Origin of the sequence: Luteibacter sp. UNCMF331Sha3.1 (genome assembly GCF_900109915.1) — a bacterium.
In the GTDB taxonomy this organism is placed as follows: domain Bacteria; phylum Pseudomonadota; class Gammaproteobacteria; order Xanthomonadales; family Rhodanobacteraceae; genus Luteibacter.
The window spans coordinates 814,966-835,837 of sequence record NZ_FOBU01000001.1; the positions used below are offsets into that span (position 1 = coordinate 814,966).

The following is a 20,872-nucleotide window of genomic DNA, read 5'->3' on the forward strand; positions in this document are numbered from 1 at the left end:
GACCGTCTACTCGATTGTAATGCGAACGCCCGGGGGTTTAGGTGGATATCGGTTATTTCCTGAAGCTGATGGTGGACAAGGGCGCGTCGGACATGTTCCTGACGACCGGTGCCCCCGTGAACATCAAGGTGGAGGGCAAGCTTTACCCGCTCGGTAACACTGGCCTGCCGAGCGGAATGGTGAAGAAAATCGCCTATTCGCTGATGGACGAGGGCCAGGTGCCCCAGTTCGAGCGCGACCTCGAGCTCAACATGGCCCTGGCCGTGAAGGAAGCCGGCCGGTTCCGCATCAACGTGTTCAAGCAGCGCGGCGAGATCGGCATGGTCATCCGTGCCATCAAGAGCGAGATCCCCTCCCTCGACGAGCTTCGCCTGCCGTCCATCTTCCGCGATCTCATCATGGAGCCGCGCGGCCTGATCCTGGTCGTGGGCGCCACGGGGTCGGGCAAGTCCACCACGCTGGCGGCGATGCTCGACCAGCGCAACAGCAACAGCTCGGGCCACATCCTCACGATCGAGGATCCCATCGAATACCTGCACCGGCACAAGCGGTCCATCGTCAACCAGCGCGAAGTCGGCCTCGATACGCACAGCTACCACGAGGCCCTCAAGAACGCGATGCGCGAGGCGCCGGACGTCATCATGATCGGCGAGATCCGCGATACCGACACGATGGAGGCCGCGATCTCGTTCTCGGAAACGGGGCACCTCTGCCTCGCCACGCTGCACTCGAACAACGCGGACCAGACCCTGGAGCGCATCCTCAACTTCTTCCCGGAGTCGGCGCACAAGAACGTGCTGATGAACCTCGCGCTGAACCTGCGCGCGGTGATCAGCCAGCGTCTGGTCATCGGCAAGGACGGCCGCCGCATGCCGGCGACCGAGGTGCTGCTGAACACCCCGCTGATCCGCGACATGATCCGTCGCGGCCAGATCCACGAGGTGAAGGAAGCCATGGACCGCAGCCTGCAGGAAGGCATGCAGACCTTCGACCAGTCCCTCTACCGCCTGTACAAGGACGGCCTGATCACGCTCGACGAGTGCCTTAACAAGGCCGATTCGCGCGATGGCCTGGCCCTGAAGATCCGCCTGTCGGAAGGCTCGTCGGGCAACGAGTTCGCGTCGAGCGATCCGTACGGCATCGGGGTCTGATCCTCTCGGAGGGAGCCAGCAGGCTGGCGATGGGGGCTTGCCGCGAGCACCCTTCGCCAGCAGGCTGGCTCCCACCGACAATTCGCCTGCCGACCGCTCCAGTCGACGCGCTCAGGCGCTGGCCGGCGCGTCCGGCTGCGCTTCCGGCGCCGCCTTGCGGAACGCCTCCATCGCGTTGCACGCCTCGACGACCCGACGGATCGTCGGATACGGCGCCAGGTCCACGCCCCAGCGCACGGCGTTGTAATACTGCGGCACCAGGCAGGCGTCGGCGAGGGTTGGCGTGTCGCCGAAGCTGAAGCGGCCCGCGGTGCCGTCCGCCAGCAGCTTTTCGATGCCGTCGAACCCGTTCGCGATCCAGCGACGGGACCACGCCTCCTTGGCCGCCTGGTCCGCGCCGAACCCGGCCTCGATGGCCTTCAGCACGCGCAGGTTCCCCAGCGGGTGGATGTCCGTGGCCACCGCCAGCACGAGTTCGCGCACCTTCGCCCTGCCCCGCGCGTCGGCCGGCATCAGCGGCGGTGACGGCCGGGTCTCCTCCAGGTACTCCATGATCGACACGGATTGCCGCACGATCTGGCCCTCATCGACGAGGGTCGGCAGCTGCGCCTGCGGGGACACCGCTCGGTAGCTTTCCTTGAGGTGCGCCCCACCGTCTTCGATGAGCGATACCGGGCGGGCCTCGTAGGGCAACCCCTTGAGGTTCAGCACGATCCGGATGCGGTAGGCGGCGCTGGAGCGCCAGTAGGTGTAGAGGATCAGTGACATCGGGCGTCCTTCGGTCGATGCCGGATTCTAGCCCCGTGACCGGGTCGATTTGCGCCGGGTCCGCCCACCCGAGGACAATCGGGGTTTTCACCTTTCCGAAGCTGGAGTCCAACGTGTCCTTCATCCGCATGCAAGACCTCGACCTGCGCGGCAAGCGCGTGCTGATCCGCGAGGACCTCAACGTCCCCGTCGAGAACGGAAAGATCACTTCCACGCAGCGTCTCGACGCCTCGCTGCCCACCATCGTCGCCGCGCGCGACGCGGGCGCGAAGGTCATGGTCATCTCGCATCTCGGTCGGCCGAAGGAAGGCGAATTCGACGACGCCTCGTCGCTGAAGCCGGTGGCGGCGTGGCTGGGCGAAAAGCTCGGCAAGGACGTGCGGCTGGTGCGCGACTATCTCGACGGCGTCGACCTGGCCGATGGCGAGGTGGTGGTGCTGGAGAACTGCCGCATGAACGTCGGCGAAGGCAAGGACGACGAAGCGCTGTCGAAGAAGTACGCCGCGCTGTGCGACGTGTTCGTCATGGACGCCTTCGGCACCGCGCACCGTGCGCAGGCTTCGACGCATGGCGTGATCCGCTTCGCGCCCGTCGCCGCGGCTGGCCCCCTGCTGGCGAAGGAGCTCGACGCGCTCGGCAAGGCCCTCGACAACCCGAAGCCGCCGGTGCTCGCGATCGTCGCAGGCTCCAAGGTGTCCACCAAGCTCGAACTGCTGCAGAACCTCGTCGGCAAGGTCGACCAGCTCATCGTCGGCGGCGGCATCGCCAACACGTTCATCCTCGCCGCCGGGCACAAGGTCGGTAAATCGCTGGTCGAAGCCGACCTGCTCGACACGGCGAAGAAGATCATCGCCGATGCGAAGGCACGCGGCGCCGACGTACCGGTGCCGACCGACGTCGTCGTGGCGACGGAATTCGCCGCCACGGCGAAGGCCACCGTCAAGGCCGTCGACCAGGTCGCCGACGACGACATGATCCTGGACATCGGGCCCGACACCGCCAGCCGCTACGCGGACCTCATCGCGAAGGCCGGCACGGCCGTGTGGAACGGCCCGGTGGGCGTCTTCGAATTCGATGCCTTCGGCAAGGGCACGGAAACGCTCGCGCGCGCCATCGCGGCTTCCAGCGCTTTCTCGATCGCCGGCGGCGGCGACACCCTCGCGGCCGTCGACAAGTACGGCATCGAAGACGGCGTCTCCTACATTTCCACCGGCGGCGGCGCGTTCCTCGAATTCCTCGAAGGCAAGGAGCTTCCCGCCGTGGCCGCTCTGAAGGCGCGGGCGGAAACCAAGTAATGCTGGTTCTCTTCGATCTCGACGGCACGCTCATCGATTCGCAGCTCGGCATCTTCGCCGGCGTGCGCCATGCGCTGTCCAGCGTCGGTGGCGTGGCGCCGGACGACGCCGTGCTTCGCTCGTGGATCGGGCCGCCGCTCCGCGTCACGTTCGGCAGCGTGCTCGGCGGCGACAACGACCGCATCGAGGCGGCCATCGAGGCTTATTCGCAGCGCTTCCGCGACGTGGGCTGGTCCGAGCACACCGTGTACGAGGGCGTGGCGGACATGATCGCCGCGCTGGTCGACGGCGGTCATCGCCTCGCCGTCGTCACCAGCAAGACGCGCCATCACGCCGAGCCGATCATCGCGCACCTGCCTTTCGGCAAGGCGTTCGAGCGCCTCTACGCGCCGGGTCCGGAAACGGCCCGCAGCGAAAAGGCCGACATGATCGCCGCGGCACTCGCCGATTTCGGCCAGTCGCCCGACGAGACGCTAATGATCGGCGACCGCCTCTACGACATGGAAGGTGCCGTCGAGAACGGCGTGCGCGGCGTCGGCGTCCTCTGGGGCTTCGGCGATCGCGAGGAGCTCGAAGCCGCGGGCGCGTGGAAGCTAGTGGACGCACCGGCGGAAGTGGCGCTGCTCGCGGATGCGTTCGTGTCGGGGTAAGGGCTGACCGATCGCGGAGGGCGGCGCGGGCAGATGACACGCGCGCCCCTCCGTAGCCTGATCGGATGAAGACAGGCCTCCGATACCTGGTCATTGCCGCCGCATCCTTTTCGATCGCTTCGCCGGCCGCCGACAACCCTTCTGTCCAGCATCGCTTGCCGGGACGGGCGCCGACATCCCACGAATCCCGCCCCCGTCTGGCATTCAAACCCGTGCCCAACAGCGGCTCATTCGACCGCATCGTCGGCACCGTCGTGGACCTGACCTTGAACGTGCTGCGCGCGCCGGGATATCACGGCCGAGTGCGGACCGGGGCGGACACACCGATGTCACAGCCGCTCCCACAGGTGCTTCCCGGGCACTGGACCGCCAAAAAAAACGCCCCGGGCGCGAGCCCGGGGCGTTTTCAGTCACGCGTGGCGACGACTTACTTGATGACGCTCTTCACCGCGTCGACCACCTTCGGCGTGGTGATGCCGAAGTGCTCGTACAGCTTGTCGATCGGAGCCGAGGCGCCGAAGGTCGTCATGCCGATCGTCGCGCCGTCGAGACCGACGTACTTGGACCAGAAGTCGACCGACGCGGCTTCGACCGCCACGCGCGCGCGGCACCACGACGGCAGCACGCCTTCGCGGTATTCGACCGGCTGTGCGTCGAACTCTTCCGTGCAGGGCATGGAGACGACGCGGACGGGAATGCCCTGGTCGCCGAGTGCCTGCGCGGCTTCGACGGCGATACCGACTTCCGAGCCCGTGGCGATGATGATCGCCTTGAACTTCTCCGACGGCTCCCAGAGGACGTAGCCGCCCTTCTCGATGTCCGCGAGCTGCTGCTCGGTGCGCGGATTATGCTTCAGGTTCTGGCGCGAGAAGATCAGGCACGACGGGTTGCCGGCGCGCTCGATGGCCTTCTTCCACGACACCGCCGACTCCACGGCATCGGCCGGGCGCCACACGCGGTTGTTCGGGATCAGACGCAGCGAGCCCAGGTGTTCGACAGGCTGATGGGTCGGGCCGTCTTCGCCCAGGCCGATCGAGTCGTGCGTGTACACGTGGATGGCGTGCGCCGGGATGAGGCACGACATGCGCACGGCGTTACGCGCGTAGTCCGAGAACACGAGGAACGTGGCGTCGTACGGAACGAAGCCGCCGTGCAGCGCGATACCGTTGGAGATCGCCGACATGCCGAACTCGCGCACGCCGTAGTGGATGTAGTTGCCCTCGGCGCCACCGGTGGCGATGTTCTTCGAACCCTTCCAGATGGTGAGGTTCGACGGCGCGAGGTCGGCCGAGCCGCCGATCAGTTCGGGAAGCAGCGGACCGAAGGCATCGAGCGCCATCTGCGACGCCTTGCGCGATGCGACGACCGGACCTTCCGCCTGCAGCTTCGCGATGTAGGCCGCGGAGTCCTTCGCCCAGTTGGCCGGCAGGTCGCCCGATACGCGGCGCTTGAACTCGGCTGCCAGTTCCGGGAAGGCCTTGGCGTACGCGTCGAACTTCTCGTTCCACGCGGCCTCGTTCTTCGCGCCGGCGTCCTTCGCGCTCCACGAGTCGTACATCGACTGCGGAATCTCGAACGGACCGTACTCCCACCCCAGCTGCTTGCGGGCGGCGGCGACCTCGTCGGCGCCGAGCGGTGCGCCGTGCGACGATTCCTTGCCTTCCTTGTTCGGCGCACCGAAGCCGATCACCGTCTTGCAGATGATCAGCGAGGGCTTTTCGTTCTGCGACGTGGCGGCGGCGATGGCCTTCTTGATGGCTTCGCCGTCGTGACCGTCGACCGGCTTGTCGTCGGCGCCGACGACCACGTTCCAGCCGTAGGCGCGGAAGCGCTCGGCGGTGTTGTCGGTGAACCAGTCGTGCACTTCGCCGTCGATCGAGATGCCGTTGTCGTCGTAGATCGCGACGAGCTTGCCGAGCTTCAGCGTGCCCGCGAGCGACGACACTTCATGCGAGATGCCTTCCATCAGGCAACCGTCGCCGACGAAGACGAAGGTGTGGTGATCGACGATGTCGTGGCCCGGACGGTTGAAGCGTGCCGCGAGGACTTCTTCGGCGATCGCGAAACCGACGGCGTTGGCGAGGCCCTGGCCCAGCGGGCCGGTGGTCGTCTCGACGCCCGGCGTGTGGTGGTATTCCGGATGACCCGCCGTGCGGTAGCCCAGCTGACGGAAGTGCTTCAGGTCTTCGATGCCCAGGTCGTAACCGGTCAGGTGCAGCAGCGCGTACTGCAGCATCGAGCCGTGGCCGTTGGAGAGCACGAAGCGGTCGCGGTTCGGCCAATGCGGGTTGGACGGGTTGTGATGGAGGAAATCGCCCCAGAGGACTTCGGCGATATCGGCCATGCCCATCGGCATGCCCGGATGGCCGGACTTGGCAGCTTCGACACCATCCATGGCCAGGGCGCGGATCGCATTGGCGCGTTCGCGGCGTGTCGTCATCGGCGTTCTCCAGTTAGCAAGGGGGCGGAAAACGTCAATTGTCGCGCATCGCGTAATGGTTGTCGTGGATGTTCATGTCGCGCCGCAGAAGTTAACCCGGCCTTAATCTTTTGACCCCTTCTTTTTAATTTCTTCAGGTTCGGACCGCTCTAATCGACCCCGGTCACCGATCTCCCCCACCCCCACGATCGGTGGCCGCCCCGAAAATAAGAGGAACACTCCCATGAAAAAGGCAGCTCTTGCCCTTGCGGTCTCTTGCGCTTCGTTTGCGGCCATTCCGGCCTTTGCACAGGACAACACGGCCGTCTCCGGCAACTATCAGCCCAGCCAGTCGGTCGGTAGCGGCAACTGGTTCATCGGCGCCAACGTCGGCCGTACCAACGGCAGCGACAACGGCGGTTTCGGCAGCGACACCAGCGGTTTCAACTTCCTGAAGGGCGAAAAGGGCCGTCGCACCGGCTACGGCGTCCTCGGCGGCTACCGGTGGAAAGTCGGTCCCGACCTCGGTCTCGGCGTCGAAGCGGGTTACACCGATCTCGGCAATTACCGCGTCAAGAACGTCTTCGAGAACGATCAGGACGTGAACCAGCGCTCCACGCGCAACGCGCTGCGTGGCTGGATGGTCGGCGTGAACGGCAAGATCAACCTCGTGCCGCAGTGGTACATCTCGGCGCACGGCGGTTATTTCCGCGCCAACGACAACAATCAGAACTACAACAACAGCGTAGGCCAGGATCTCGGATTCTCGAGCGGCGGCCGCGCCGACCGCGGCAGCTGGTACGGCGGCATCGGTACCGGTTGGGACGCCACCGAGCACTTCAGCGTGGGTGTCGCTTACGACTACTTCCACGCCGACGCCGGCAAGGTCCGCAACAACGAGACCGGCGAGATCACGCGCGGCCTGAAGCGCTCCACCGGCCTCGTGTCGGTGGCGGGCGAATACCGCTTCTAAGCACCCGCTCCTTCAACGGCACGACCTTAAGCCACGGCGCCCCCTCGCCGTGGCTTAATCGTTTCTTAATACTGAACTAGCGGGTATTGAATCTATTCCGGCCCGCCCAATCTATGTTCCCAAGCACGGCACCCCCGCTCGTGCTGCAGCGCCACGGCACTCCCCGGTAGCCGGCGCCGAACAATAAAAAAGCTGCACTGGAGACTCCCCACATGAAGAAGACCCTTATCGCCCTTGCCTTGGTCGCCGCCGGCGCCGTCGCCGCCCCGGCCTTTGCCCAGGAAGCCAATGGCGCTGGCTGGTTCGCCAACGGCAGCGTTGGCCGTACCTCGGTCAACAAGGACCGCTACGACGGTCACGACACCGGCTACCAGCTCAACGGTGGCTATCGCTGGACCGTGAGCCCCTGGGCCGCGATCGGTGTCGAGGCCGGTTACAACGATCTCGGCAACATCCATGCGAAGAACTTCTTCAACGGCAACCGTGTCGTCGATCGCCGCAAGTCCGAGCTGCATGGCTGGACCGCTGGTGTGAACGGCCACTTCAACATCGACCAGAACTGGTACATCAGCGGCCGCGCCGGTGTGTACGGCTGGAAGGGCCACGGCACGGAGAGCGACGACTTCGATCGCCGCAACATCGACAAGACCAGCTGGTACGCCGGTGCAGGCGTCGGCTACGACTTCTCGAAGAACTGGAGCCTTGGCGTGAACTTCGATCACTACGATGCGAAGAAAGACGGCCTCGATCTGTCGACCAACATGACCTCGGTCACGGCGGAATACCGCTTCTGAGGCGCCCGCCGGATCGAAACGGCGGCACAAAAAAAACCCGGCGCCTCGCGGCGCCGGGTTTTTTCGTGAGGGGGATCAGCCCTTCTTCCAGGTGCCCTTGGCGGCCTGGCTGTTTTCCTTCGCACGCTCCACGACGATCTTCTGCGCGGCGGCGAGGTTGCCCTTCTGGTCCTTCGCCCAGGTTTCCAGCGCCGCGGACACGAGCGCGCGGCCATACGAGAAGCTGATCGGCCACGGGTGCGGACCGAGCTTGTTGATCTCGTTGAGGTTCTCCGTGGCCTGCTGATCGCCCTGGCCACCCGACAAGAACACGATGCCCGCGACGGCGGCTGGCACGGCGTACTGGAAGACGCTGACCGTGGCGTTCGCGATGTCCTCGGCGTCGACCTGGTCTTCCTTCGGCGCGTACTTGCCCGGGATGACCATGCTGACCTTGAGGATCAGGGCCTTCAGTTCCACGTTGTTGAGCTCGAGCTGCGCGAACAGGCTCTGCAGGACTTCCTTGTGCACGGCGAAGCTCGTGTCGAGGTCCTGCACGTTTTCCTTGTCGTCCATCAGGATTTCCGGCTCGACCATCGGAACGAGGCCGGCTTCCTGGCAGAGCGCGGCGTAGCGCGCCAGCGCATGGGTGTTGGCTTCGACGGCGGCCGAGGTCGGCGTGTCGTCGGTGATCTTGATGACCGCGCGCCACTTGGCGAACTTCGCGCCCAGCTTCGCGTATTCCTGCAGGCGCTCACGGAGACCGTCGAGGCCTTCGGTCACCACTTCACCCGGCGAACCGGCGAGCGGATGCGTGCCCTTGTCGACCTTGATGCCCGGAATGATGCCGGCCTTTTCCATCGCCTCGACCATCGTGCGGCCGTCGGAGGTCTTCTGGCGGATCGTCTCGTCGAACAGGATGGCGCCAGAGATGTACTCACCGAGACCCGGTGCGGTCAGCAGCATTTCGCGGTACGCGCGGCGGTTCTCTTCGCTGTTCTCGAGACCGACCGCCTCGATGCGCTTCTTGATGGTCGAGGCCGATTCGTCGACGGCGATGATGCCCTTGCCGGGCGCGACCATCGCCTGTGCGATTTCTTCGAGGTTTTCGATGCTCATGAGAACTCCAGTGAAGTAAGTGGTATGCCTCGCACACGAGGCGAGGCCGATGCGGAAACCGGCGGAGTATAGGGGACTGTTCCGCGAATGCCGTTGTGCGCCGCGATCAACTGGTCTGGTAACCCGGCAGAGCGCACCGCTTGTAGAGGGCCGCCTTCTTCGCGGGATCCTCGGGCACGTTGAACCCGACGACGTAGTAGGTGTTGACCGGATCCGCGTTGCGGTTCACGCCGCTGCGCGCGTAGCGGAAGTCCTTGACGGCACTGACGGCCACCAGCGAAAGATCGCCCTCGGGAATCGTCCTGGCCGCGACGACGTTCTGCGGCAGGCCGTTCGACCCGATCAGGTAGGTGACGGCGACGCAACCCGGCTGGTTGAGATTCTTGCCCGTATTGGGCACATCGGCATTGACGGACGTGTTGGTGAGCGTCCAGTAGTACGGAAGACGGTCCGGAGCGACGCGGCGCGCGTTCTGGCCGAGATTCTGGGCACCGGCCGAGCCCGCGGCCAGGAGAAGGACGGCGGCGGTAACGCCGGTCAGGGAACGAATTCGGATCATGGCGCCCTCGTAGGTAGGTCAGCGCGCCGAGTTTACTCCCGCCGGGGGACGGGGTGCGTGTGAAATCGTGCGGTGAATCGGTGGGAGCCAGCAGGCTGGCTCCCACCAGAGCGACGCCGGTAAAGCGAGCCTTACAGATCGCGCAGGCTGTCCGCGATGCCGTCGTCGCCGATCACCAGCAGCTTCAGCGTGTTGGTGCCGCCGCCGCGACCGATGTGGTCGCCGTGCGTGAGGATCACGCGATCGCCCTTGGCCAGCTTGCCCAGCGCGAAGAGGTGCTGCAGCGCGGCGCGCGCGGTATGCGCCGGATCGAGGTTGCTCTGTTCGAAGTCCACCGGCTGCACGTCGCGCAGCATGAGCATGCGGCGACGGGCCACGGCCGACGGCGACATCGCGTAGATGGGCACGGCGAAGCGATAGCGCGACAGCCACTGCGCGGTAGCGCCGGATTCGGTCAGCGCGACGATGGCGCGGACGCCGACCTGCGCGGCAAGCAGCATCGCGGCCAGCGCGATGGCTTGGTCGGAGCGGTCGAGCGAATGGGTACCCGGACGGAGATCGTCGCGCGGCTCGAACTGACGCTCGGCACCGAGGCAGATACGGCGCATCGCGGCCACGGCCTTGTCGGGATGGGCGCCGGCGGCGCTTTCCTCCGACAGCATCACGGCGTCGGTGCCGTCGATCACCGCGTTGGCGACGTCGAGCACCTCGGCGCGCGTCGGGATCGGCGCGCGCACCATCGACTGCAGCATCTGCGTCGCGGTGATCACCGAGCGGTTGCGCATCACCGACTCGCGGATGATCTTCTTCTGCAGGCCCGGCAGCTCGGCGTCGCCGATCTCCACGCCGAGGTCGCCGCGCGCCACCATCACCACGTCGGACGCGTCGATGATCTCACCCAGCACGGGGATGGCGTCGGCGCGCTCGATCTTGGAAACGATGGCGGCATCGCCACCGGCTTCGCGCAGCAGACGGCGGGCTTCGTGCAGGTCGGCCGCCGAGCGGACGAACGACACGGCGAGGAAGTCGGCGCCCATCTCGGCGGCGAGCTTGATGTCGTTGCGATCCTTGTCGGACAGCGCGGAGACGCTGAGGCCACCGCCCTGGCGATTCAGGCCCTTGCGGTTCGACAGGCGGCCGCCGATCGCGACGCGGGTGTGGATCTCGGACCCGACCACGTCCACGACGGCGAGCGCGACGAGACCGTCGTCGAGGAGGAGGATGTCGCCCGCGACCACGTCGCGCGGCAGGTCGTAATAGCTGACGCCGACGCGGGTCTGGTCGCCGGCCGGCGCATCCGGACGGCAATCGAGCACGAAGCTGTCGCCGGGCATGAGGTCGATCGGGCCATCGGCGAACTTCTCGATGCGGATCTTCGGACCCTGCAGGTCGGCCAGGATGCCCACTTCGCGGCCCACCGCGTCGGCCGCGGCGCGCACGGCGTTGGCACGCGCGCGGTGATCGTCGGGGGTGCCGTGCGACAGGTTCAGGCGAACGATATCCACGCCCTCCTCGAGGATCTTCTCGAGCATGCCCGGCACGTCGGTGGCGGGTCCGAGGGTGGCGACGATCTTGGTGCGGCGTACCTGGATATCGGTCATCTGATGGTCTCTTGGTCTTGAATTCGGGAGGACGCGGATCAGTCCAGCGTCTTGTTCAGGAGGTCGGCCAGCCGCTTGCCCGCCTCGCGCAGGCGTGTTTCGGCGATGGGCAGGTTGTGCGCGACGTAGGCGTCGTCGATACGGTGGCTGTCCGGGTAGAAGCCCGGCGCCGCGACGATCTCGCAGGACTCTTCGGCCCATTGGGCATAGGGGTTGTCGAAGGGAGCGATCGGGCGCGGCAGCTTGACCGGACCCTCGGCGGCCAGGCGGTCGGCGTACGCGGACCACTTCAGGTCGCGCGTGTAGAGCATCTGAGAGTCCCAGACCCGGTGCAGGTTCGTGCCCTTGCCGTCGAACTGGACCTGGTAGTCGTTGCCACCCTTGTCGTCGCGATTGCCTGCGTGGAGCGGCTGGTGGACGTCGCCGACGAAGTGGACGACGAACTTCAGCGCCTCGGCTCGGTCCGCGGTCGACGCGTGCCGATCGCCCAGGATGGCCACGTACTTCTCCAGCCCGCCTACGACGCAGCGCCCGTCCGGGCACTCGCGCGGCGGCACGTAATGGCATTTGCCGTCGCGGAAGTCCATGTAGTGGAGCGGGCCGGTGGCCTTGCCCAGCGCCTCCCGGCCCGGCTCGTCGCGCAGGTGGTCCGGCCAGCTGGCGACGTCGGCGAGCGAGTCCGCGCCATCGGCCTTGAGCAGTCGCTGGACCTCCGCACGGGCCGACGGGTCCAGCTGGCGCCAGGCCAGCTCGGCGACGATCCGGTGCCCGATGTCGCCCCAGGCGTGCACCGTGGCGGCGAACGCGGGGATGGCCAGGGCCAGAAGGACGGCGACGACACGGCGCTTTGCGGCGGATTTCATGGGCTGGTAAACGTTTCCGGGTTTACGAGCGGTGAAGTGTGCCACAGGCCCGGATGAGAATTTAGATCGATCTACTGGATCGGGTGAGGCGGGTTGAGACACCGGCCGGCCTGCCGCGACTTGCGATCCGTTATCATCGAGTTTTGTGCCACCCGCCCCTACTTCGTCAGACATTCCCACTCGGAGGCTGCACATGACCATCAAGGTCGCCATCAACGGTTACGGCCGCATCGGTCGCAACATCCTGCGCTCGCTCTACGAAGCGAAGAAGAACGGCCAGGACATCCAGATCGTCGCGGTCAACGACCTCGGCAACGCCGAGACCAACGCCCATCTCACCCAGTACGACACGGCCCATGGCCGGTTCCCGGGCGACGTGTCGGTGGACGGCGGCGACCTCATCGTCAACGGCGACCGCATCAAGGTGTTCGCCGAGCGCGACCCGTCGAAGCTCCCCTGGGGCGAGCACGGCGTCGACGTCGTGATGGAGTCGACCGGCTTCTTCACCTCGAAGGCCAAGGCCAGCGCGCACATCGCCGGCGGTGCGAAGAAGGTGATCATCTCCGCCCCGGGCGACAAGGACGTGGACGGCACGTTCGTCATGGGCGTCAACGACGACAAGCTGCACTCGGGCCTCGAAGTCATTTCCAACGCGTCGTGCACCACCAACTGCCTCGCGCCGCTGGCCAAGGTGCTCCACGAGAAGATCGGCATCGTGCACGGCCTGATGACCACGATCCACGCGTACACGAACGATCAGGTCCTGACCGACGTCTACCACTCCGACCTGCGTCGCGCCCGCAGCGCCACGCACAGCCAGATCCCGACCAAGACCGGCGCCGCCGCCGCGGTCGGCCTGGTGCTGCCGGAGCTCAACGGCAAGCTCGACGGCTTCGCGATGCGCGTGCCGACGATCAACGTCTCGGTGGTCGACCTGACGTTCACGGCCAAGCGCGCCACCACGAAGGAAGAGATCGACGCCGCCATCAACGAAGCCGCCAACGGCGCGATGAAGGGCATCCTGTCGGTCAACACCCAGCCGCTGGTCTCGATCGATTTCAACCATAACCCGCACTCGTCGATCTACGACTCGACGCAGACGCGCGTCATGGAAGGCACGCTGGTCAAGGTGCTGTCGTGGTACGACAACGAGTGGGGTTTCTCGAACCGCATGCTCGACATGGCCAAGGCGCTGATGTCGGCGAAGTAAGCCGCACCACAACGCAATAGGTACGGCCACGGGGGGCCCGCAGCGATGCGGGCCCCCTTTCTTTTTGTCCGGAGGATCCACTCATGCGCCACCATGCCTTCTCAGCCGCATGCGTCGTCTTGCTGCTGCCCGCGAAGGCACTCGCGATGCATTGCACGGCATCGCACCCCGTCACCCACGACATCGTGGTGCGGGGGCTGCTCGACCCATCGGTCTCCATCGAGCGGCGAAAGCGCCTCGCCGATCGCCTGCTCTGCTCGGCACTCGCCGGCAATGCCGCCAGTCAGGAGCTGGCGGGCGAACTGTATTTCGAAGGCCCCGCTCGCAAGGGGAACGTCCTCCCGCGCGACCTCTCACGCGCGCGCCGTCTGCTCACGGCAGCCGCCGACCATGGTCGTCGCCACGCGATGCACGACCTGGCGCGGCTGGAACTGGCCGACCACCACCCTTACCGGGCGGCGATGTGGACGCGCGTGGAGACGGCGCTGCACGGACCGCCGCCGGCCGGCGTAGCGCCGCTGCACGAACGCGTCCAGCGACGCGTCACGCCGGACTCCCGACTCGATGCGGAAGTGGCGGCCAAGGTACGCGCGGTGCGCGAAGCGATGGGAAAGGCGGAGCCGTAGCAGCGGCGTTACGGTTTCGCGATTTTCTGCTCGATGGCGCCGAAGATCGACGCGCCGTTCGTATCGGTCACTTCGATGCGAACGGTGTCGCCGAAAGCGAGGAACGGCGTGAGGGCCTTGCCGTCGCGCAGCGTCTCGACGGTGCGCTGCTCGGCGAGGCAGGACGCGCCCTTCGACGTGTCCTGGTTCGCGATGGTGCCGGAGCCCACGAGGGTGCCGGCCGTGAGCGGCCGCGTCTTCGCCGCGTGCGCCACCAGCTGCGCGAAATCGAACTGCATGTCGACGCCGCACTCCGCTTCGCCGAACCACGTGCCGTTGATCCACGTGCGCATCGGCAGGTGCAGCTTTTCGCCCTGCCACGCGTCGCCGAGCTCGTCGGGCGTCACGAAGACCGGCGACAGCGCCGAGCGCGGCTTGGACTGCAGGAAGCCGAAGCCCTTCGCCAGCTCGCCGGGAATCAGCCCACGCAGCGAGACGTCGTTGACGATGCCCACGAGCTGGATGTGCGCCGCGGCGTCGGCCGGCGAAACGCCCATCGGCACGTCGTCGGTGATGACCAGCACTTCCGCTTCGAGGTCGATGCCGAAGTCTTCGCTCGCCACGATCACCGGATCGCGCGGGCCGAGGAATCCCGCGCTGGTGGCCTGGTACATCAGCGGATCGGTATAGAACGACTCGGGCACCTCGGCACCGCGCGCCTTGCGCACGCGCTCGACGTGCGGGAGATACGCGCTGCCATCGACGAACTCGTACGCGCGCGGGAGCGGCGCCGCGAGCTTCGCCATGTCCAGGTCGAACGCATCCTTCGCGTGGCCGGCGTGCAGGTCTTCGGAAAGCGCATTCAGGCGCGGGGCGATGGCATGCCATTCGTCCAGCGCGGCCTGCATCGTCGCAGCGATGCCAGTGGCCTTCACCGCACGGGTGAGTTCGCGATTGACGACGATCAGCGTGCCGTCACGGCCGCCTTCCTTCAGCGAAGCGAGTTTCATGCCTATCCTTTTCGTTCAGACCGCCGACGGGTCGAAGTGTTTCTTCAGCCCGCGCCAGCATTCGTAATAATCGCCCTGCAGCGCCTGCGACGCGAGGGCCTGCCGACTGGGGCGGATGACCTTCCGCGTTTCGAACATGAAGGCCATGGTACCGACGATATGGTCGGCCTTCGACACGTCGGCATGCGACGCCTTTTCGAAACTCGCGGCGTCCGGACCGTGGCCGCTCATGCAGTTGTGCAGGCTGGAGCCGCCCGGCACGAAACCGCCCGCCTTCGCATCGTACGCGCCATCGATCAGGCCCATGAACTCGCTCGCCACGTTGCGATGAAAGTAAGGCGGACGGAACGTGTGTTCCGCCACGAGCCAGCGCGGCGGAAAGATCACGAAATCCATGTTCGCGACGCCGGGCGTATCGCTCGCCGACGTCAGCACGGTGAAGATCGACGGGTCCGGATGGTCCACGGCGATCGAGCCGATCGTGTTGAACCGGCGCAGGTCGTACTTGTAGGGCGTGTAATTGCCGTGCCACGCGACCACGTCGAGTGGCGAATGATCGATCGTCGCCTGCCAGAGGTGGCCCTGGAATTTCGCGACCAGCGCGAAGTCGCCGTCGAGATCTTCGTAGGCCGCGACGGGCGCCAGGAAATCGCGCGGGTGCGCGAGCCCGTTCGCACCGATGGGTCCGAGGTCGGGCAGGTGCAGCGGCGCACCGAAATTCTCGGCGACGTAACCGCGCGCCTCGCCGTCCGGCAGTTCCACGAGAAAGCGGACACCGCGTGGCACGACCGCGATCTCCTGCGGCGCCACGTCCAGCACGCCCAGTTCGGTACGGATGCGCAGGCGGCCCTGTTGCGGAACAATCAGCAGCTCGCCGTCGGCGTCGTAGAAATACCGGCCTTCCATCGAGCGGTTGGCCAGGTACTGGTGGATGCCGATACCGGCCTGCTCCGCGGGGCCGCCGTTGCCGGCCATGGTGAACAGGCCATCGAGGAAATCGGTGGGTTGCGCGGGAAACGGCAGCGGGTCCCAACGCAACTGGTTGGGCGTGGCGGGTGCCTCGTCGAACCGATTGTGGAAGGTGGCGTGCGCCAGTTCGGAAAACGGCGAGTGCTGCGCGGCCGGCCGGATGCGATAGAGCCAGCTACGCAGGTTGCGGTGGCGCGGCGCGGTGAACGCGCTGCCCGTGAGCTGCTCGGCGTAGAGACCCTTCGCCACGCGCTGCGGCGAGTTCTGACCGGTGGGCAGCACGCCCTCGACCGCTTCGGTCGCGAACTCGTTGGCGAAACCGGTCTGGTAACCGCGGGTGTCGTCGGTATGGGTCATCGGTGATGTCCTGATGCAAGGGCGAGCCGGCGATTCAATCCGGCCCGGACAGTGCAGGCATTTGGTGGGAGCCAGCCTGCTGGCGATGGGTGCTCGCCGCGAGCACCCATCGCCAGCAGGCTGGCTCCCACCAGAGCGCGTGTCGCGACCGCGCTTTCTAGGCTATCAAAGCACGCCGCGACGCATCTGGTCGCGCTCGATGGACTCGAACAGCGCCTTGAAGTTGCCGTTGCCGAAGCCTTCGTTGCCCTTGCGCTGGATGATCTCGAAGAAGATCGGGCCGATGTTGTTCTGCGTGAAGATCTGCAGCAGCAGTTTCTTCTTGGTCTCGTCGTCGGCGTCGATCAGCAGCTTGTTCTTCTGCAGGCGCGGCACGTCTTCACCGTGGTCGGGAACGCGCTCGTCGATCACTTCGTAATACGTGTCCGGCGTGTCGAGGAAGGCCACGTCGAGCGCGCGCATCGCTTCGACCGACGCGTAGATGTCGTCGGTGAAGAGCGCGATGTGCTGGATACCTTCGCCGTTGTACTCGCGGATGTACTCGTTGATCTGCGACTTCTCGTCCGACGACTCGTTCAGCGGGATGCGCACCATGCCGTCCGGCGCGGTCATCGCCTTCGAGACGAGGCCCGTCTTGGCGCCCTTGATGTCGAAGTAGCGGATCTCGCGGAAGTTGAACAGGCGCTCGTAGTACTCCGACCACTTCTGCATGTTGCCGAAGTGGAGGTTGTGCGTGAGGTGGTCGATGAAGGTGAGACCGAACCCCTTCGGACGGCGGTCGACGCCCGGAATCCACTCGAATTCGCTGTCGAACACGTCGCCCTTGTCGCCGTAGGTGTCGATCAGGTAGAGCGCGCAGCCACCGATGCCCTGGATGGTCGGCACGTTCAGCGCGAGCGTCTCCGGCTTGTTGTCGACCAGCTCGGCGCCGTTCGACAGCGCGGTGGCCTGCACGTCGGTCGCCGGACGATTGAAGCGGATGGCGAAGCCACAGGCGCTCGGACCGTGAGCGGCCACGAAATCCGACGCGAACGAGTCCGGCTCGTCGTTGACCAGGAAATTGCACTCGCCCTGGCGATACAGGGTGATCTTCTTCGACTTGTGCCTGGCGACCGCCGTGAAGCCCAGCTTCGGGAACAGCGTGTGCAGCAGCTGCGGATCCGGCGCGGCGAATTCGACGAACTCGAAGCCGTCCACACCCTGCGGGTTTTCGAAGGTGGTGACATCCATACCGATATTGGGCTGGGCGCTCATGGGCGATACTCCTGGCTGGGGACGGCTTGCGCCGTTATACCCGACGTTATAGTTTCACCTGAAACCATTTGCAAGGACCAGTGCAGCATGAATTTCGACGCCGTCCCCGCCCATGCGCCGCTGGAACTGGAGCATTTCCTGCCCTACCGCCTCTCGATCCTGTCCAACACGGTCAGCCAGGGCATCGCGGCGGAATACGAGGAGCGCTTCCAGCTGAGCATGACGGAATGGCGCGTCATGACGATCCTCGCCCGGTTTCCCGAGGTGTCTGCCCGGGAAGTGGTGGAGCGGACGGCGATGGACAAGGTCGCCGTGAGCCGCGCCGTGAGCCGGCTGGTGGACGCGGGCCGGGTGGACCGGGGCACTCACGATGGGGACAAGCGCCGCTCGGTGCTGAAGCTGTCGGAAGCCGGCTGGGCGATCCACGACGAAGTGGCCCCGCTCGCGCGGGCGCACGAGCGGGAATTGCTGGCGAAGCTCTCGGCCGAGGAACGCGAGCACCTGGACCGGATTCTGGACAAGTTGCTGGCGATCTGACTGCGTTCCGGTGGGAGCCAGCAGGCTGGCTCCCACCTCGGTTATTTCACCCCGTGCATCAGCCGGTTGATCAGCGGCGCGATCAGGAACAGCACGATGCCCGCGCCGACCAGCAGCTCGAAGCTGAAGGTGAAGCCCGAAAGCGCCGAACCGACCGTCATGCCGGTCTCGCCGCTGATGTGTCCGGCAAGCAGGCCCGAGAGGTTGTTGCCGATGGCGGTGGAGAGGAACCAGCCGCCCATCGCGAGGCCGACCACGCGGATCGGCGCCAGCTTCGTCACCATGGACAGGCCGATGGGCGACAGGCACAGCTCGCCGATGGTCTGCAGCACGTAGCACGCCGCCAGCGGCCAGAACGGAATCAGCCCCTTGCCGTCGACGAGGCTCGTGAGCGCATACATCAGCACGAGGAAGCCGAGGGCGTTGAAGATCAGGCCCAGGCCGAACTTGCGCGGAATCGAGGGCTCCTTGCGCAGTCGCGACGACCACGCCCAGGCGAGCGCCACGACCGGCGCGAACACGAGGATCGCGGCGGAATTCACCGACTGGAACCACCCGGTGGGGAATTCCCAGCCGAACATCTGGCGGTCGACGATGTTCTGCGCGAGGAAGTTGAACGAGCTGCCGGCCTGTTCGAAGAACATCCAGAACAGCACGTTGAACGTAAACAGCAGCAGCATCGCGATCACGCGGTGGATCTGGATGCGGTCGTGGCGCACGGCCTCGATCACCAGCATCACGGCCACGCCGATGAAGAGCACACCGAGCAGCCAGGCGATGAAGATCGCGCCGGCCTTCGCCATCAGCAGGTAGACCAGCGGGATGGCGACGAGGATGCCCACCAGCACGCCGACGAAGCTCTTGCCTTCGTGGCGCTCCGGCGGCGGCACGCCCACGCCCTTCAGCTGCTTGCGCCCGATCAGGAACCAGATGAAGCAGATCACCATACCGATGCCGGTCGCGGCGAACACGGCCTTGTAGTTCTGCTGCAGCGGCGTATCCGTGATGACCGAAGCGAGCCAGCCGGTGACCAGCGGCGCGAGGAAACCGCCGAGGTTGATGCCCATGTAGAAGATCGTGAAGCCGCGATCGCGACGGTCGTCGCCAACCGGGTAGATCTGCCCGACCAGCGACGAGATGTTCGGCTTGAACAGGCCGTTGCCGACGATCACCGTCGCGAGGCCCGCAAGGAAGACGTTCTGGTCGGGCACCATCACCATGAACAGGCCCGCGCCCATCACCGCGGCGCCGAGCAGGATCGAGCGCTGATACCCGAGGATGCGGTCCGCGACGTAGCCACCGAAGATGGCGGATGCGTAGACCAGTGCGAGATAGGCGCCGTACGTGCGGCTGGCGTAGCCCTGCCCCGCCTGATCGCCATTGAAGAACTCGGCCACGATGTACAGCGTGAGTGCCCAGCGCATGCCGTAGAACGCGAAGCGCTCCCAGAATTCGGTCATGAACAGCATCCACAAGGGACGCGGATGACCGAGCGTCTGCGGGTACTCGGGTACGGGCCGGTCGGCGGCGGGGGCGGTGGCTGTCATGGCTTCCCTTGGAATCGTTTCGTGCAGCGTGTTTAGCTGGACCGGGGGAACCCGTCAAATCGTGCGTCGCTCGGCGGGAGCCAGCATGCCGGCGATGAGGACCCGCGGCGAGCATCCGTCGCCAGCAAGCTGGCTCCCGCCAAAGCCCGCGTCAGGTGCCCAGAATGGTGCGTACTTCGATGAGCTCGGGGAAGAAGCTCTGCTCCAGCGCCTTGCGCAGGAACGCCACGCCGGACGAACCGCCCGTGCCGGGACGGAAACCGATGATCCGCTCCACCGTCTTCATGTGACGGAACCGCCAGAGCTGGAACGCTTCCTCGATGTCGACCAGTTCCTCGCTGAGATGGTACTCAGGCCAGTGACTGGCGGTGTCCTCGTAGATCCGCTTGAACACGGGCAGCAGGCCCGGCTGGCTGTGCCAGGGCTGGGTCAGGTCGCGATCGAGCAGCTCGGCGGGCACGGGATGGCCGCGACGGGCGAGATACCGCAGGAATTCGTCGTACAGGCCCGGCGCTTCGAACACGACGCGCAGCCGCTCGTGCGCCGCCGGATCGTGTTCGAACACGCGCAGCATGTCGGCGTGCTTGTTGCCGAGCAGGAACTCGACCACCCGGTACTGCAGCGACTGGAATCCCGACGACGGCCCCAGCACGTCGCGGAACTGCAGGTATTCGGCCGGGGTGAGCGTTTCCAGCACGCCCCACTGCTCGTACAGCTGCCGCTGGATCTGCTTCACCCTCGCAAGAACTTTCAGCGTGCCGTCCACGTCGTCGCGACGCAGGCGGGCGAGCGCGGCGTCGAGCTCGTGGATCATCAGCTTGAGCCAGAGCTCGGAGGTCTGGTGCTGGACGATGAAGAGCATCTCGTCGTGGTGCGCCGGCTCGCTGCGTGGCTGCTGCGCGGTGAGTACCTGGTCGAGCTTCAGGTACTCCCCATAGGTGAGGCGCCCGTCGAGATCGGTGCGGATACCGGGTTCGAGGTCGCGCTGGGGGTTGGCCATGGGGATCTTCACATCGGGGGTTGACGGGGTCGCAGACGGCTCTACAGCGCCATTTCGGCGGACCGCGGAGGATGAATCATGCTGCGCCGTACCTTGCCGGGCCATAATACCCCTGATATCTAGTCCGGCTCGCAAGACTATGAAAGCCGTGTCGCGCCCCGCTGGATGGGCCCGGCCGCTTCCCCGCTCGTGCGTGTCGTTTCTAACCTTCC

General features: G+C 65.9%; 19 protein-coding genes. 8 read left to right on the plus strand and 11 right to left on the minus strand.

The window, feature by feature from the left end:
• The first annotated feature begins 41 nt into the window (after positions 1 to 41).
• Complete coding sequence (locus BMX32_RS03595; RefSeq protein WP_089974518.1) at positions 42 to 1,151, plus strand: PilT/PilU family type 4a pilus ATPase; 1,110 nt, start codon at positions 42 to 44, stop codon at positions 1,149 to 1,151.
• 111 nt (positions 1,152 to 1,262) lie between these two features.
• On the opposite strand, the gene maiA is transcribed toward BMX32_RS03595, so the two are convergent.
• On the minus strand, positions 1,263 to 1,919 hold the full coding sequence (maiA, locus tag BMX32_RS03600; RefSeq protein ID WP_170843552.1) for a maleylacetoacetate isomerase: 657 nt from the start codon (positions 1,917 to 1,919) through the stop codon (positions 1,263 to 1,265).
• Positions 1,920 to 2,032: 113 nt separating this feature from the next.
• Here maiA and BMX32_RS03605 point away from each other — a divergent pair, with 113 nt between their 5' ends.
• Both BMX32_RS03605 and BMX32_RS03610 read left to right on the plus strand, forming a co-directional pair.
• Entirely contained in the window at positions 2,033 to 3,214 is a 1,182-nt protein-coding gene (locus BMX32_RS03605; RefSeq protein ID WP_089974520.1) for a phosphoglycerate kinase, read from the plus strand.
• Positions 3,214 to 3,864 (plus strand): HAD hydrolase-like protein, encoded by a 651-nt coding sequence (locus BMX32_RS03610; protein WP_089974523.1) that lies wholly within the window; start codon positions 3,214 to 3,216, stop codon positions 3,862 to 3,864. The genes BMX32_RS03605 and BMX32_RS03610 overlap by 1 nt, the downstream gene beginning before the upstream one ends.
• 427 nt (positions 3,865 to 4,291) lie before the next feature.
• Here the strand turns inward: BMX32_RS03610 and tkt are convergent, their stop codons facing one another.
• Positions 4,292 to 6,304, minus strand: coding sequence for a transketolase (tkt, locus tag BMX32_RS03615; protein ID WP_089974527.1), 2,013 nt, complete (start codon positions 6,302 to 6,304; stop codon positions 4,292 to 4,294).
• A 223-nt stretch (positions 6,305 to 6,527) separates the two neighbouring features.
• On the opposite strand from tkt, the gene BMX32_RS03620 reads away from it, so the two are divergent.
• On the plus strand, positions 6,528 to 7,256 hold the full coding sequence (locus tag BMX32_RS03620; RefSeq protein WP_089974531.1) for an outer membrane protein: 729 nt from the start codon (positions 6,528 to 6,530) through the stop codon (positions 7,254 to 7,256).
• 212 nt (positions 7,257 to 7,468) lie between these two features.
• Complete coding sequence (locus BMX32_RS03625) at positions 7,469 to 8,050, plus strand: porin family protein (protein ID WP_089974533.1); 582 nt, start codon at positions 7,469 to 7,471, stop codon at positions 8,048 to 8,050.
• A gap of 75 nt (positions 8,051 to 8,125) precedes the next feature.
• On the opposite strand, the gene BMX32_RS03630 is transcribed toward BMX32_RS03625, so the two are convergent.
• From BMX32_RS03630 to BMX32_RS03645, 4 genes are all read right to left on the minus strand, one after another.
• Positions 8,126 to 9,148, minus strand: coding sequence for a class I fructose-bisphosphate aldolase (locus BMX32_RS03630; RefSeq protein ID WP_089974537.1), 1,023 nt, complete (start codon positions 9,146 to 9,148; stop codon positions 8,126 to 8,128).
• A gap of 106 nt (positions 9,149 to 9,254) precedes the next feature.
• Complete coding sequence (locus tag BMX32_RS03635) at positions 9,255 to 9,707, minus strand: hypothetical protein (protein WP_089974541.1); 453 nt, start codon at positions 9,705 to 9,707, stop codon at positions 9,255 to 9,257.
• A gap of 131 nt (positions 9,708 to 9,838) precedes the next feature.
• Positions 9,839 to 11,308 carry a pyruvate kinase gene (gene pyk, locus BMX32_RS03640; protein WP_089974544.1) on the minus strand — a complete coding sequence of 490 codons (1,470 nt, stop codon included), beginning with the start codon at positions 11,306 to 11,308 and terminating at the stop codon, positions 9,839 to 9,841.
• Positions 11,309 to 11,346: 38 nt separating this feature from the next.
• Positions 11,347 to 12,171, minus strand: coding sequence for a S1/P1 nuclease (locus BMX32_RS03645; protein ID WP_089974548.1), 825 nt, complete (start codon positions 12,169 to 12,171; stop codon positions 11,347 to 11,349).
• A 193-nt stretch (positions 12,172 to 12,364) separates the two neighbouring features.
• On the opposite strand from BMX32_RS03645, the gene gap reads away from it, so the two are divergent.
• Together gap and BMX32_RS03655 are read left to right on the plus strand one after the other, a co-directional pair.
• Positions 12,365 to 13,381, plus strand: coding sequence for a type I glyceraldehyde-3-phosphate dehydrogenase (gene gap / locus BMX32_RS03650; RefSeq protein ID WP_089974550.1), 1,017 nt, complete (start codon positions 12,365 to 12,367; stop codon positions 13,379 to 13,381).
• Positions 13,382 to 13,464: 83 nt separating this feature from the next.
• On the plus strand, positions 13,465 to 14,007 hold the full coding sequence (locus BMX32_RS03655; protein WP_089974553.1) for an SEL1-like repeat protein: 543 nt from the start codon (positions 13,465 to 13,467) through the stop codon (positions 14,005 to 14,007).
• A gap of 8 nt (positions 14,008 to 14,015) precedes the next feature.
• Here BMX32_RS03655 and BMX32_RS03660 read toward each other — a convergent pair whose 3' ends face one another.
• The 3 genes from BMX32_RS03660 to hppD all read right to left on the minus strand — a co-directional run bounded on the left by BMX32_RS03660 (position 14,016) and on the right by hppD (position 17,576).
• Complete coding sequence (locus BMX32_RS03660; protein WP_089974556.1) at positions 14,016 to 14,996, minus strand: fumarylacetoacetate hydrolase family protein; 981 nt, start codon at positions 14,994 to 14,996, stop codon at positions 14,016 to 14,018.
• 15 nt (positions 14,997 to 15,011) lie between these two features.
• Entirely contained in the window at positions 15,012 to 16,322 is a 1,311-nt protein-coding gene (gene hmgA / locus BMX32_RS03665; RefSeq protein ID WP_089974560.1) for a homogentisate 1,2-dioxygenase, read from the minus strand.
• A gap of 165 nt (positions 16,323 to 16,487) precedes the next feature.
• Positions 16,488 to 17,576 carry a 4-hydroxyphenylpyruvate dioxygenase gene (hppD, locus tag BMX32_RS03670; protein WP_089974563.1) on the minus strand — a complete coding sequence of 363 codons (1,089 nt, stop codon included), beginning with the start codon at positions 17,574 to 17,576 and terminating at the stop codon, positions 16,488 to 16,490.
• A gap of 87 nt (positions 17,577 to 17,663) precedes the next feature.
• On the opposite strand from hppD, the gene BMX32_RS03675 reads away from it, so the two are divergent.
• The gene (locus tag BMX32_RS03675) at positions 17,664 to 18,113 is read left to right on the plus strand and encodes a MarR family winged helix-turn-helix transcriptional regulator (protein WP_089974564.1); all 450 of its coding nucleotides are present in this window, start codon (positions 17,664 to 17,666) and stop codon (positions 18,111 to 18,113) included.
• 41 nt (positions 18,114 to 18,154) lie between these two features.
• Here BMX32_RS03675 and BMX32_RS03680 read toward each other — a convergent pair whose 3' ends face one another.
• Both BMX32_RS03680 and BMX32_RS03685 read right to left on the minus strand, forming a co-directional pair.
• Positions 18,155 to 19,660: a peptide MFS transporter gene (locus BMX32_RS03680; RefSeq protein WP_089974566.1), complete on the minus strand. Its 1,506-nt coding sequence runs from the start codon at positions 19,658 to 19,660 to the stop codon at positions 18,155 to 18,157.
• Positions 19,661 to 19,811: 151 nt separating this feature from the next.
• Entirely contained in the window at positions 19,812 to 20,660 is an 849-nt protein-coding gene (locus BMX32_RS03685; protein WP_089974567.1) for a tryptophan 2,3-dioxygenase, read from the minus strand.
• Positions 20,661 to 20,872: the final 212 nt, after the last annotated feature.